Source organism: Rhodanobacter sp. Col0626 (assembly GCF_049994385.1).
Taxonomy (GTDB): domain Bacteria; phylum Pseudomonadota; class Gammaproteobacteria; order Xanthomonadales; family Rhodanobacteraceae; genus Rhodanobacter.
In genome coordinates this window covers 3,098,717-3,112,221 of sequence record NZ_CP188260.1, presented here as the reverse complement: position 1 = coordinate 3,112,221, position 13,505 = coordinate 3,098,717, and the positions used below count along the sequence as shown (strand labels likewise).

Annotated in this window: 13 protein-coding genes; 3 read left to right on the top strand and 10 right to left on the bottom strand. The window is 62.2% G+C overall.

Going from position 1 to position 13,505, the window contains the following annotated elements:
* Positions 1–13 precede the first annotated feature (13 nt).
* The 5 genes from ACPPVV_RS13605 to ACPPVV_RS13585 form a co-directional block, all read right to left on the bottom strand.
* Positions 14–451, bottom strand: a complete 438-nt coding sequence (locus ACPPVV_RS13605; RefSeq protein ID WP_426700421.1) for a pilin — start codon at positions 449–451, stop codon at positions 14–16.
* A gap of 348 nt (positions 452–799) precedes the next feature.
* Positions 800–1,237 carry a pilin gene (locus tag ACPPVV_RS13600; protein WP_426700420.1) on the bottom strand — a complete coding sequence of 146 codons (438 nt, stop codon included), beginning with the start codon at positions 1,235–1,237 and terminating at the stop codon, positions 800–802.
* A 237-nt stretch (positions 1,238–1,474) separates the two neighbouring features.
* The gene (locus ACPPVV_RS13595; protein ID WP_426700419.1) at positions 1,475–1,831 is read right to left on the bottom strand and encodes a GtrA family protein; all 357 of its coding nucleotides are present in this window, start codon (positions 1,829–1,831) and stop codon (positions 1,475–1,477) included.
* A 31-nt stretch (positions 1,832–1,862) separates the two neighbouring features.
* Positions 1,863–2,597 carry a class I SAM-dependent methyltransferase gene (locus tag ACPPVV_RS13590; RefSeq protein ID WP_426700418.1) on the bottom strand — a complete coding sequence of 245 codons (735 nt, stop codon included), beginning with the start codon at positions 2,595–2,597 and terminating at the stop codon, positions 1,863–1,865.
* Positions 2,587–3,537: a glycosyltransferase family 2 protein gene (locus tag ACPPVV_RS13585; protein ID WP_426700417.1), complete on the bottom strand. Its 951-nt coding sequence runs from the start codon at positions 3,535–3,537 to the stop codon at positions 2,587–2,589. Before ACPPVV_RS13585 ends, ACPPVV_RS13590 begins: the two co-directional genes overlap by 11 nt.
* Before the next feature lie 315 nt (positions 3,538–3,852).
* Here ACPPVV_RS13585 and ACPPVV_RS13580 point away from each other — a divergent pair, with 315 nt between their 5' ends.
* Positions 3,853–5,988: a prolyl oligopeptidase family serine peptidase gene (locus tag ACPPVV_RS13580; protein WP_426700416.1), complete on the top strand. Its 2,136-nt coding sequence runs from the start codon at positions 3,853–3,855 to the stop codon at positions 5,986–5,988.
* A gap of 398 nt (positions 5,989–6,386) precedes the next feature.
* On the opposite strand, the gene ACPPVV_RS13575 is transcribed toward ACPPVV_RS13580, so the two are convergent.
* The 5 genes from ACPPVV_RS13575 to ACPPVV_RS13555 form a co-directional block, all read right to left on the bottom strand.
* Positions 6,387–7,406: a magnesium and cobalt transport protein CorA gene (locus ACPPVV_RS13575; RefSeq protein ID WP_426700415.1), complete on the bottom strand. Its 1,020-nt coding sequence runs from the start codon at positions 7,404–7,406 to the stop codon at positions 6,387–6,389.
* A gap of 52 nt (positions 7,407–7,458) precedes the next feature.
* Entirely contained in the window at positions 7,459–8,688 is a 1,230-nt protein-coding gene (locus tag ACPPVV_RS13570) for a DUF4105 domain-containing protein (RefSeq protein WP_426700414.1), read from the bottom strand.
* 219 nt (positions 8,689–8,907) lie between these two features.
* Positions 8,908–9,747 (bottom strand): HlyC/CorC family transporter, encoded by an 840-nt coding sequence (locus ACPPVV_RS13565; RefSeq protein WP_426700413.1) that lies wholly within the window; start codon positions 9,745–9,747, stop codon positions 8,908–8,910.
* A gap of 466 nt (positions 9,748–10,213) precedes the next feature.
* The gene (ybeY, locus tag ACPPVV_RS13560) at positions 10,214–10,639 is read right to left on the bottom strand and encodes an rRNA maturation RNase YbeY (protein ID WP_426703241.1); all 426 of its coding nucleotides are present in this window, start codon (positions 10,637–10,639) and stop codon (positions 10,214–10,216) included.
* 122 nt (positions 10,640–10,761) lie between these two features.
* On the bottom strand, positions 10,762–11,742 hold the full coding sequence (locus ACPPVV_RS13555; RefSeq protein WP_426700412.1) for a PhoH family protein: 981 nt from the start codon (positions 11,740–11,742) through the stop codon (positions 10,762–10,764).
* 215 nt (positions 11,743–11,957) lie between these two features.
* Between ACPPVV_RS13555 and ACPPVV_RS13550 the strand changes: the two genes are divergently transcribed.
* Positions 11,958–12,530, top strand: coding sequence for a TetR/AcrR family transcriptional regulator (locus tag ACPPVV_RS13550; protein ID WP_426700411.1), 573 nt, complete (start codon positions 11,958–11,960; stop codon positions 12,528–12,530).
* Positions 12,527–13,501 (top strand): HlyD family secretion protein, encoded by a 975-nt coding sequence (locus ACPPVV_RS13545; RefSeq protein ID WP_426700410.1) that lies wholly within the window; start codon positions 12,527–12,529, stop codon positions 13,499–13,501. The genes ACPPVV_RS13550 and ACPPVV_RS13545 overlap by 4 nt, the downstream gene beginning before the upstream one ends.
* Positions 13,502–13,505 lie beyond the last annotated feature (4 nt).

Below are 13,505 nucleotides of genomic sequence, written 5' to 3'. Positions count from 1 at the left end.
GCATTGCCTAATATTACTTGCGGCAGGAGGTCGGCAGGTACTTCTGGTCCACGTCCGACTTCGTGCAGCTCCAAGCGATCGAGCCGACATTGGTCACGGCCGACAATATGAAGCTCTTGCCGGAAATCTTGGCGTTGGAAGCACCACCGAACTTGGCGGTGATCAGGCCCGTCCCGCCCGTATCGAGCGTCACGCTCTCCACGTACTTGCCGGCAATCGACGAGGCGCTCGCGAGCCCGGCTGATTCGTTGGACTTCGGAAAACGACCGGTATTCGAAAAGAACTCCGAGTCGGCAGTCTTTGCGCCATCGGTCAGCACGGCGCCCTCAGAAACCTGCGTACGAATCAGGTAGTCCTGATAGGCCGGGATAGCGATGGCGGCGAGGATCGCGATGATCGCAACCACGATCATCAGTTCGATCAAGGTAAAACCCTTCTGCATCTTCTTCATGGTGGTTCCTCTGTATTGGTTAGCTAACCGTGTGATGCCCCCTGAGCTCCAGTCCCCTATCCCCCTAGGCAGGATCGGACCCCATTACTCTCGGTCGGAACGACCAGGAAGCTCGCGGCAGAGTCAAGCAGCTTGTGTGCCACAACTGCCGCGGGTGTATTCCCGCATAAATGCGGGCTTCCGGATTGTGCCTAGCGTCACGAAAGGCCGCAAGCGGCGACGTATCGACTTTGGCAACTGCAAAAAATGTGATGGTTGTAGTTGAATAGGCATCTGCCACGTTTAGGCAAATAGTGACGTTTTTTGTCAACTTGTTGTCTGATGGTACGTACTTCGAAAGGCGCGCTGTTATTTTCGGCAAGTGGTCGGGAGGTATTTCTCATCCACCGTGCTTGGAGTGCATGTCCAGTCGATGCTGCCCCCGTGACTGACCGGTGACAGCACCAAGTACTGATTGCCGAGATGGCTATTGGCTTTTGGCCCGTTGAAAAACACTTTGATTACGCCGTCCTTTACATCGACACTGGAAACATAGCTGCCACTGATCGACGTGCTCTTGGCCATGCCGGCACTTTGATTGCTGGGCGGAAACTCTCCCGTGTTGGAAACGTAGTCCCAAACCGCTGCCTTGGCTCCACTGGCCAGAACCATGCCCTCGGACACTTGAGCTCGAATCAGGTAGTCCTGGTACGCAGGGATGGCTATGGCGGCAAGAATCGCGATGATCGCCACGACGATCATCAGTTCGATCAAGGTAAAACCGGCGGAAATTCGCTGGCGCAACATGGTGTACTCCCCTGTGAGTAGGCGAGAGCAGGCACGTTTTGTACCAAGTGTGAAGGGTTGATTGTGCGTTGCGTCACGGTTGGATGCGCTGCCCCAGATTCTTGCTTTCCGCTGCCGCACCGTTGGTTTCGCTCGATCACTGGGTCGGCGATATTCTTGAATTTAGCGAGCGCTTACGGCTACGGGGCATGCTAAAGAGGGCGCAGGCGGAAAATGCGCGCGGCGGCAACGCTGAAGTCACCCTGCCGACCGATAGGTCCAAAGGCTGTGCAGCACAAAGGTGGCGGGCGTGACCAGCGCGATCACCAGCAATATTCCGACGCGGTAGTCCAGATGGGCTGCTTCAGCGGCAGCAGCTACTGCTGTGGTGGCTATACAACCGAACGCTGCGACGCATGCGTAACGCAACAGGGTGCGGTGGCTCATCCGGCTGGAGAAGCTCCACAGCGTGTTGGTGGCGTAGGAGAATCCAGTGGCGGTGAGGAAGGCGATCGGGTTGGCTACATAGGGAAACACGCCCAGCCTGGTGATCAATGCGACGGCGACGGCCACGTGGATACCGGTTGCCAGCAGGCCCGTGAAGCCGAATCGCATGAGTCGCGCGAGGAAGGCGCGGCTTCCACTCTCATTCGGCACGGACGATACCCAGCAATGAGACGCCAGCAGGAAGGTTGAAGTTGGCCAGCATGTGCCGTTCGCTGGCGAAGATGGCGTTGAGGGTTGAGTTGATGAACGGTGGTGGGATCTCTGTGCCTGAAGCTTTTTTTCGCGATGAAGCTCGATCCTTCAGCCGCGCCAGCGCCGCTAGCGGTAACAGCAGCGTATTGAAGTAGGTAAGCCTGTCGATGCGCAGGCCACTCCTGTGGAAGGCCTCGCGCAAGGTTCGGGCGGTATAGCGCCGCTTGTGATGCAGAAAAACATCATGCGCGCTCCACAGCCACTGGTACGCAGGAACGGTGATCAGCATGCGACCGCCTGGTGCCAGGTATCTGCGAAGAGCGGCCAGCGTCTCCACGTCCTCATCGATGTGTTCGAGTACGTCGAACATGCAGATGAGATCGAATCGCTCGTCCTGGAAAGGGATGTTGTCGGGGCAGCTACCGGCATGTATGGCGAACTGGTCATGGGTTTTATCGGACGAAAGCTTTCTGGCATTTTCGTCCATCTCAAGTGCACTTACGTTGCCATGCTGGGACAGCATCGTCAGATTGCCGCCGGTGCCCGAGCCTACCTCAAGAATGCGCGCATGGTGCGGCAGCCCCATGGTCTCGATGACGCTACCGAGAATTTTTCGACGTGCGCAAAACCACCAATGCCGGGACTCGGTGCCGGCCATTTCCACATAGGCTTCAGGGTTCATGGCTGTCGCCGTAGACCTGGCGCACGACATACACTGGGCGTTGTTTTGACTCCATGTATATCCGGCCGATGTATTCACCCAGTATGCCGATGCTGAGCAACTGCAGGCTTCCAAAAAACAGCACCGATACCAGCAAGGAAGCGTAGCCGGGGACGTCGATGCCGTAGATCAGGGTTCGGATGACGATAAATACAAGATAGGCGAGCGTCAGCAACGTACCGAACGAACCGATGTAGCTCCAGATGCGCAGTGGTGCGCTACTGAAGCTCGTGAATCCCTCGAGCGCGAAATTCCACAATTTCCAGCCGGTGAACTTGCTTGAGCCTGTCGCCCTTGCCGGGCGCTCGTACTCGACCACCTCGGTGCGGAATCCTATCCACGCAAACATGCCCTTCATGAATCGTTGTCGCTCGGGCAGCCGCTTCAATGCGTCGACGGAGGCGCGATTCATCAATCGAAAGTCGCCTACATTACTGGGTATTTCCACATGGGAAACCCGATTGTGCAGCTTGTAGAACAGGTTTGCGGTACCGCGTTTTGCCATCGAGTCGGTGTGACGATCGGTGCGTCGTGCCAGTACGACATCGGCGCCAAGACGCCATTTTTCAATCATGTGCACGATCAATCCGGGCGGGTCCTGAAGATCAGCGTCCATGGGGATTACTGCATCTCCCGTCGCTGCGTCCAGGCCTGCGGTCAGAGCCGCTTCCTTGCCGAAATTTCGTGACAGCTCCAGCACCTTTATGCGTGGATCGGACCGCGACATGGTGAGCAGCCGCACCAGCGTGTCGTCGCCGCTGCCGTCGTCGATGCAGACGATTTCGAATGTGATCGTGTCGATGGTTGCGAGCGTTGCGCCGATGGTCTCAAAAAATACGTCGACGGCCGCTCCCTCGTTATAGAAGGGGACAACCAGCGACACGACGGGTTTGGTTTGCATAGTGGTTCTCATTCCCCGGCGGCGCGGCGTTGGCTCGCAGCAATGTAGCCAGATGGTAGCGTACCGATGCGCTGGCGGCGTAGAGCGCTGGCCGCTTGTTCCTTCTCCCGCCGGCGACATTGGGAGTCCCCTTGCGGGTGACAAGGTGGCGCGTAGCTACGGATGAGGGTGCGAGGCGAAACGAGAGGGGCGCTGGCCCCGCCCTCATCCCAGCCCTTATTCCAAGGAAAAATGAAGCGGAGCAGCTTCGGGGAGACTTGCCCACATCCGCCCAGGCGCTTACCGTCACGGTTTGGGTCAACTGGGGAAAATGCGATGAAACCTCTGATTGCCGCGCTGCTGCTTGCGCTGGTGGCTGCACCTGCGATGGCGGGCGATGTGGTGGATACCACCTTCGTCAAGACCGAGGGGGCGCATGCGTTCAATGTGCGCGACATGGTGATGATGGATCGGGTGGGTGATCCGCAGTTGTCGCCGGATGGGCGTTACGCGGCGTTTGGGGTGCGCAGTACGGATTACGCGGCGAACAAGGGTGTCGGTGCGATCTACGTGCTGGACCTGCAGGCGGCGGATTCGGGCAAGCCGGTGAAGGTGGTGGACAAGGGCGGTTCGGCGCGCTGGTCGGCAGATGGGCGCAGCCTGTATTTCGTGGCGCCGGCCAAGGGTGTGGCGCAGTTGTGGCGGGTGGGGCTGGGCGGCAAGACCGGTTTGAACCTGGCCAAACAGGCCGCGCCGGTGCAGGTCAGTCATTCCGTGCTGGATCTGGGCGGCTACAAGTTGTCGCCGGATGGCAAGCGAGTGCTGTTGTCGTATGAAGTGTTCACCGATTGCGCCACGCTGGCTTGTACGCAGCAACGGATCGAAACGCGTGGCAAGGACAAGGCCAGCGGCACGCTCTACACCAAGCTGTTCGTGCGGCATTGGGATACGTGGGCCAACGGTCGCCGCAATCAGCTGTTTGTCGGCAGCTTCGATGGCAAGGGCCAGCTGGCCGCCGAGCCAAAGCTGCTGAGCCGTGGCATCGACGGCGATGTACCGAGCAAGCCGTTCGGCGACGAGAGCGAGTTTGCGTTCGCGTCCGATGGCAAGAGCGTGTATTTCGACGTGCGCATCGCAGGCTCCAGCGAGCCGTGGTCGACCAACTTCGACGTGTACAGCGTGCCGGTGGATGGCTCGGCCGCGCCGAAGAACCTCACCGCCGAGAACAAGGCGTGGGATGCGTACCCGGTGGCATCGCCCGACGGCAAGACGCTCTACTACCTGGCGATGAAGACGCCGGGTTCCGAAGCGGACCGCTTCGCGATCATGGCGCTGGATCTGGCCAGCGGTACACGCCGCGAGGTGGATTCGCAGTGGGATCGTTCACCCGGCAGCCTCACGATTTCCGATGACGGCAAGACCTTGTATGCCACGGCCGACGACAACGGCCAGCATCCGCTGTTCGCGATCGACACGACCAGCGGCAGCGCCCGGCAGATTGTGGGCGACGGTACGGTGGGCGGGTATTCGATGGCATCCGGAAAACTGCTGTTGACGCGCGACGATTTGAAGCGGCCGGCAGACGTCTATCTGGCCAGTGCCGACGGCACCGGTCTGAAGCAGGTCACCCACTACAACGCGGCGGACCTGAAGAACGCCAGGGTCGGCGATTTCGAGTTCTTCAACTTCAAGGGCGCGAACAACGCGACGGTGCAGGGGTACGTGGTCAAGCCGGTCGACTATCAGCCAGGCAAGACCTATCCGGTGGCCTTCATCATCCATGGCGGTCCACAGGGCGCCATGGGGAACGGCTGGAGTTATCGCTGGAACCCGCAGACCTATGCGGGGCAGGGCTTTGCCGTGGTCACCGTTAATTTCCACGGGTCCACCGGCTATGGTCAGGCATTCACCGATGCGATCTCCGGCGACTGGGGCGGCAAACCTCTTGAGGACCTGAAGCTGGGCTGGAAGGCCGCACTGAACAAGTACAGCTTCCTCGATGGCGATCGTGCCTGTGCACTCGGTGCCAGTTACGGCGGCTACATGACGTACTGGATCGCCGGCGTGTGGAACCAGCCGTGGAAATGCCTGATCGACCACGACGGCGTGTTCGATACCCGCGCGATGTATTACGACACCGAGGAGCTATGGTTCGAGGAACGTGAGAACGGCGGCACCCAATACGAACACCCGGAAAACTACGAGAAGTTCAACCCGCTCAACCACGTCAAGGACTGGCGCGTGCCGATGATGGTGGTGCACAGCGGCGATGATTTCCGCATCCCGATCACCCAGGGGCTGGGTGCGCTCACGGCCTTGCAGCGTCGCGGCATTCCCAGCGAGTTCCTGACCTTTCCGGACGAAAATCATTGGGTGTTGAAGCCGCACAACAGCGTGCAATGGCATGATGCGGTGAATGCGTGGCTGAAGAAATGGACGGCTAAAGGCGGGGCGGAAGCGGCGTCGAACTGAGCTTCGTTTGATCGGAGGAAACGGCGGCCTGCGGGTTGCCGTTTTTTTTTGGAGGTCAAGATCAAGAGCTGCCCCCTCCCCAGCCCTCCCCTGCGAGCAGGGGAGGGAGCAGGGCTGGCGATGTTCGCACTGCCTGGCACGCGCCGCTTTTGCTCCTCTTCCGCGATGCAGGAGAGGAAGCAGGGCTGGCGATGTTCGCACTGCTTGGCACGCGCCGCTTTTGTTTCTCTCCCGCGAGCAGGAGGAGAAGAGCTGGCGGTATTCGCGCTGCCCGACCCGCGCCGTTTTTGCTCCTCCCCCTGCCTGCAGGGGGAGGTTGGGAGGGGGTGGCTTTTGATCTTTCCCGCCCGTACTCCGCAATACTCGATCACACATAGGATTGATTGATTCGGTGCTGTCTACAGCCACTTCGCCCGCTTCAGCCCGATGAAGATGCCGCCCACGATGCAACCCATGACCAGGATGACGACGGGGTAGGCCCAAGGCCGGTTGAGTTCGGGCATGTGGGTGAAGTTCATGCCGTACCAGCTGGTGAGCAGGGTGGGGGCGGCGAGCATGGCGGCCCAGCCGGCGAGTTTCTTCATCACTTCGTTCTGGCCGAAACTGACCAGCGACAGGTTGACGCTGATCGCGGCGGCGAGCATTTCGCGCATCGCGCCGATCGATTCGTTGACGCGGAAAACATGGTCGTAGATGTCGCGGAAATACGCGCGCAGTTCGTCGGGAATCAGGCTTGGGTGCAGGCGTACCAGCTGGTTGACGATGTCCTGCAGCGGCGCCACGGCCAGGCGCAGTGTCATCAAGTCGCGTTGCATGTCGTACAGGCGGCGGACGGTGTCGCGTTTGAAGGTCTCGGCAAAAATGTCCTGCTCCAGCCGCTGCAGTTCTTCGCGGAAGTCGCGCACGATCGGCAGCAGGTTGTCGACGATGAAGTCGAGCACGCCATACAGCGCGTAACTGGGTCCGTTTGCCAGCAGGGCGGGCGTGTGCTCGCAGGTGCGTCGCGCCGGTGCATAGGACAACGACGCGCCGTGGCGCACGGTGACCAGGTAGCGCGGTCCGAAGAAGATGTGCGTTTCGCCGAAGGCCAGGCGACCCTTGATCAGCTGCGCGGTCTGCACTACCAGGAAAAGCGAGTCGCCATAGGTCTCGATCTTGGTGCGCTGGTGCGCGGCGTGTGCGTCCTCGATCGCCAAATCGTGCAGGCCGAACTCCTCCTGCAATTTCTCGAGCAGTTCCTCGTCCGGTTCATGCAGGCCCACCCACACGAACGTGCCTGGCTGCGACAGCACGTCGCTGATCGCGTCGAGGGTGATATCGCCGATCCGGCTGCCATCGTTTCGATAGGCGATGCAGTTCACCACCATGGGCTGGTCGGTAGTCGACAGTTCGGACGGTGGCGGCGTGATCAGGTTCATGGGTGAATCATGCCCCCCGCCGCAAGACGGAGCAATTACACATCGCCGGATTTCACCGGTTGCGGCGCAAGCTCCACGCCATGGCCAGCCAGCAGGGCAGGGCAAACAGCAGCCATGGCTGGTTTTGTTGCACGACACCGGAGCGCAAGTGCAGCAATACCGCAATCACGATAGCGAGCAGTTGCACGACGATCACGCCGTCCATGAAGCGCGAGGCGGCAAAACCACGGCGTGCGCGCCACAGGGTGGGCAACAGCAGGAACGCCAGCGGATTGAACAGCAGCAGATTCGCATTGCCCCAAGCCGAGTGATGGGTGGTCAGCGTCCACAGCGCCAGCAGGATCAGTCCGACGACGCCTGCCGCGAGCAGGTACACCGTACCGAGCAGGGCGTAGCCGGTGGGCCACCAGCGCCGGGTCAGCACGATCAGTATCGCCAGCAGCAGGCCGCTCAGCGCCAGCGGCAGACGCAGATCGGGCGCGACGACCGGTGGCGCTTCCAGCCGGTTCGGCGAGATCAGCTGCTCACCCTGCAGCAGCGGTTGGGTTGCGCCATGGCCGTTGTCGATGCGTATCTCGCGCAGCCGGGCCTGCAGCACCTCGGGCAGGAAGCTTTCCTGCCACGCAGTGAGCGGCTGGTCCGCATACGGCCCCAGGCCCAGATCCATCACCAGCATCAGCCAGGGTTGCGCGCTCATCAGGCGATCGGTTTGCTGGCGGTAAGTCATGCCACCGGCGCGCGCGCCAAGTTGCGTTTTAATTACGCCACCGAGCGCCTCGTTCAACGCATCGCGTACACGGGTGGTGCAGTTGTCGGCGTAGTAGTCGTAGTTGTAGCCGGCGTTTTCCGGGCGCAGGTTCCACAACAGGAAATCGCGCAGCGCAGCGGCCTGGTCGGCGCTCATGGTCAGTGGCTGGCGGGTGACCGAACGGCCGCTTTCGACGTAGAAGCGCTCGTCGAGATCGCTGGGCGCGGCGTCCATCAGGTAGTGCATGCGGCCGCGGGCGAAATTGAGGAAGAAGTTCGCCTCGTTGAAATCGAACACGCCGTAATTGAAGTTGATCGCCTCACCCGAGGCGCTGTCGCGCAGCTCGATGGCGTCGTGGCCGAAGCGTTCCCAGTAGGTTTCGCCAGGGCCGTAGGTGATCAGGGATACCTCGATGTTGGCGCCGGGTGCGTTGGCGACACTGGCGTGGGCGGAAGGCAGCAGGCCGAACAGCAACAGGATCAGCAGCAGTGCGGTGTACAGGCGGGGATGGGATGGGGAGCAAGGGTGAGTCATGCGGTGGCCTGTGCGCTGTGCGCCTCCCCTGCTTGCAGGGGGAGGTTGGTGACCGAAGGGAATCCTTCAGGTGAGGGGGCTTTAATGCTTTGCGCTGAAGTGTAACGGCAAGAGCTTGACCCCTCCCCAGCCCTCCCCTGCGAGCAGGGGAGGGAGCAAAGGCGCTGTGCTTTTCCTCTGCTCATAGGGGGCGGGAAGCCTCAGCAGAATGGGAGCGCGTTACCGCCGTACTACGCGGAACTGCTGCACGCGACGATCGTCGGCCTGGGTGACGTGGAACAGGTAGTCGCCGATGACGACTTCCTCGCCGACTTCGGGCAGGTGGCCGAATTCGGAGGTGACCATACCGCCAACGGTGTCGTATTCCTCGTCGGAGAAATCCGCGGTGGTCTGCTCGTTGAAATCCTCGATCGGGGTGAGTGCGCTGACCAGCCAGTCGCCGCCGGGCTGCTCGTGCATCAGCGAGGGTTCTTCCTCGTCGTCGTGTTCGTCATCGATTTCGCCGACGATCTGTTCGAGTACGTCCTCGATGGTGATCAGGCCGGCGACACCGCCGTATTCGTTGACGACCAGTGCCATGTGGTTGCGTGTCAGCCGGAATTCCTCCAGCAGCACGTTAAGGCGCATCGATTCGGGGATCAGCACGGCCGGACGCAGGATGGCGCGGATGTCGAAATGCTCGGCGGCACCGAAGAACTTGAGCAGGTCCTTGGCCAGCAGGATACCCAGGATCTCGTCCTTGTCCTCGCCATGCACGGGGAAACGCGAGTGGCCGGATTCAACCACGGCGGCAAGGATGTCGGGCAAGGGTGATTCGGCCGCCAGCATCACGATCTGCGCGCGCGCCACCATGACGTCGTCGACGCTCAGCTCGGTGACCTTGATCGCACCCTCGACCATGGTGAGGGTGTCGACGGACAGCAGTCCGTTGCTCTGGGCGGAGCGCAGCTCTTCGATCAGTTCGCTGCGGTTGCGTGGCTCGCCGGAGAACATGTGGCCCAGTCGATCCCACCATGTGCGGTGGGCCGGGCCGCTGGTACTACCAGGGTCGTCGTTCATCACTCGATTGATTTCTGCCCGAAAGCGGGCGGAAGGCCGATTCTAGCGGAAAAATTGTGACGGGTTCAGGGCGCAGGCGCCGCGGCGGCAGCCGTAGTTGCTCCTCCCCCTGCTTGCAGGGGGAGGCTGGGAGGGGGTGCTCGGGTGGCGGGAAGATCAAGGGCGAACCCCTCCCCAGCCCTCCCCTGCTTTGCAGGGGAGGGAGCAAGGTGTCGCGCGCTATTGCTCCTCCCCTGCTTGCAGGGGGAGGTTGGGAGGGGTTGCTCGGGTGGCGGGAAGATCAAGGGCGGACCCCACCCCAGCCCTCCCCTGCATTGCAGGGGAGGGAGCACAACGTCGCGCGCGATTGCTCCTCCCCCTGCTTGCAGGGGGAGGTTGGGAGGGGGGTTGCTCAGGGTGGCGGAAAGGTCAAGGGCGAACCCCTCCCCAACCCTCCCCTGCGTTGCAGGGGAGGGAGCACGACGCGTCACGCGTAAGGGTCGGCGATACCGAGTCCGGCCAGGATGCGGGTTTCCAGTGCTTCCATCGCCTCGGCTTCGGTGTCTTCGAGATGGTCGTAGCCAAGCAGATGCAGCACGCCGTGAATGGTCAGATGGGCCCAGTGGTCGCGCGGTACTTTGCCCTGCTCGACGGCTTCGCGCTGCACTACCGGGGCGCAAATCGCCAGGTCGCCGATCAGTGGCAAGGCCACGCTGGGCGGAAGGTCGGCAGGGAACGACAGCACATTGGTGGCGTAGTCCTTGCCGCGATAGTCGCGATTGAGCGCGCGGCCCTCGTCGGCGTCGACGATGCGGATCGAAAGCTCCGCCGGCTTGCGGCGCCTGGCGCCATGCAACGCGGCCTCGACCCAGCGACGGAAACTGGCCGGTGCGGGCAGGCCAGCGCGTGCCATGGCATAGCCGACATGCACCTCGACATCCCCCTGTAGGAGCGACTTCAGTCGCGATGCTTTTGTGACCGGCGAACGGATCATTGCGACTGAAATCGCTCCTACGGGCACAGCGGAGCGCCGGCTCATTCGTCGCCCTCGTTCCTTTGCTCGAACGCCTCGTACGCGCGCACGATCTTCGCCACCAGCGGATGGCGCACCACATCGCGCGAGGTGAAGAAGGTGAAGCTGATGCCGTCGACGCCACGCAGGACTTCCACGGCCTGACGCAGGCCCGAGCGCGTATTGCGCGGCAGATCGACCTGGGTGACGTCGCCGGTGATCACCGCCACCGTGCCGAAACCGATGCGCGTCAGGAACATCTTCATCTGTTCGACGGTGGTGTTCTGTGCCTCGTCGAGAATCACGTAAGAGTCGTTGAGGGTGCGTCCGCGCATGTACGCGAGCGGCGCGATTTCGATCACGTTGCGCTCGATCAGCTTGGCCACCTTTTCGAAGCCGAGCATTTCGTACAGCGCGTCATACAGCGGCCGCAGATACGGGTCGACTTTCTGCGACAGGTCGCCGGGCAGGAAGCCCAGCTTTTCGCCGGCCTCGACCGCCGGGCGCACCAGAATCAGGCGCTGCACTCGGTTCGCTCCCAGCGCCTCGACGGCGCTGGCGACGGCCAGGTAGGTCTTGCCGGTGCCGGCCGGGCCCACGCCGAAATTGATGTCGTGGCTGGTGATCGCATGCAGGTAGCGCGCCTGGTTCGCGCCGCGGCCCTTGATCACCCCGCGCTTGACCTTGATCGCCACGTCCTGGGTGCCATCGGTCGATGCTTCGGTGATTGCGTCGATGCCGGAGTCGGCCAGGTGCAGGTTGACCTTCGCACCGGTCAGCGATTCGCCTTCGGTGTGGGCATACAGATTGCGCAGCACTTTCTCGGCGGCTCTGGCGTGTGCGTCTTCGCCGATCACCTGGAAGATGCTGCCGCGGTGGTTGATTTCCACCCCGAGCCGCAATTCGATCTGACGCAGGTGTTCGTCGAACGGCCCGCACAGATTGGCGAGGCGGGCATTGTCTTCGGGGTCGAGGGTGAAGTCGCGCTGGTTGAGTTCGCTCATAGACGCGCGAGAGTAGCGCGGTGCCTGCGCAAGAGCCACCGCCACCGGCGGTTGGATGATCGGCGCGGGCGCTTGCGCATAATTAATTGATGAATTAATTTATCCGCATGGTTACTCCAGGCAAGCGTGCAACAGCAAAACGTCCGCGTCGTGCCGGACGTCCGAGCGGTGACGATCAGAATCTCCGCCTCCACCTGCTGGATGCTGCGATCAGCTTGTTTGCGCGGGTGGGCATCGGCGCCACCTCGCTGCGGGCGATCGCCACCGAGGCCGGCGTCACGCCGGCAATGCTGCACTACTACTTCGGCGACAAGTCGCGATTGGTGGAGGCACTGATCGACGAGCGCCTGTTGCCCGCGCTGGCGCCGCTGCGCTTGCAAATGGAGCGGGCTGGCGACGATCCGGCCGGGTTGATCGAAGCGTTCGTGCGCGGCATTGGTGCTGTCGTGGCAAGTCATCCGTGGCTGCCGCCGTTGTGGGTTCGCGAAGTACTGTGCGAAGGCGGCGCGTTGCGTGACGTGCTGTTTCATCAGGCGATCCCGAACCTGCCGCGGATGCTGGCGCAACGCTTCGCCGCTGCACAAGCGGATGGACGGCTGAACGCAGGTATCGATCCGCGTCTGTTGGTCGTCTCGCTGGTGGGTTTGACCCTGTTTCCCGCTGCAGGCGCGCCGATCTGGCAGCGTCTGTTCGGTGCCGAGGGCTTGGGTGCCGAGGTCATGCTCAAACATACGCTCACGCTGCTTGACCGCGGCGCGAGCCCGTCCGGATCAGGAGAAATTGCATGAACAACGCACGCATGATCTGTCGACTGCCGTTCGTGATGTTGTTCGCGTCGCTCGGCCTTTCCGCCTGCAGGAAACCGCCGCCGCAGGCTCTGGGGACGCTGGAATACGACCGCATCACCCTGCCGGCGCCGGTGGCCGAACGCATCGTGTCGATCGACGCGCGCGAAGGCGGGCAGGTCAAGGCCGGACAACCATTGCTGCAGCTGGATCCCACGCATACGCGCGCCGAACTCGCCGCCGCCATGGCACAGGCGCAGCAGCAGCGCGAGGTGCTGGCCGAGCTCGAAGCCGGCCCACGCCAGGAGGACATCGACAAGGCGCGGGCAAATCTGGCGGCGGCCGAGGCGCAGGCGCGCGAATCACGCGCTTACTACAACCGTCTGCTTCCGCTGAAGGGCAAGGATTATGTGGCTGCCGCCGATCTCGACCGCGCCCGCGCGACGGCTGGCAATGCCGACGGTCAGGTGAAGGCGGCACGTGCGGCGCTCGACGAGTTGTTGCACGGCACACGTCCCGAGCAGATCGCGCAGGCAAAGGCGGCAGTGGCTTCCGCCGAGGCACAGGCCAGCGCGCAGCAAGTGCTGCTGGAAAAACTGAGCGTGGTGGCGCCACGTGCCGGACGCGTCGACACGATCCCATACAAACTTGGCGATCAGGCGCCGGTGGGCGCACCGGTCGCGATCCTGCTGGCGGGTGATGCGCCGTATGCGCGCATCTACGTGCCCGAACAGCAACGCGCCGGTGTGCGCGTCGGCGATGCGATCCAGGTATACGTGGCCGGCCGCGATCGACCGTACGCTGGCAAGGTGCGGATGTTGCGCAGCGAGCCCGATTTCACGCCGTACTACGCGCTGATCGGTGATGACGCGGCGCGGCTGAGTTATCTCGCCGAAGTCACGCTGGGCACCGATGCGCGCGAACTGCCGGCCGGCTTGCCGGTGCGCGTCGAGTTTGCCGATTCCGCGAAATGACCGC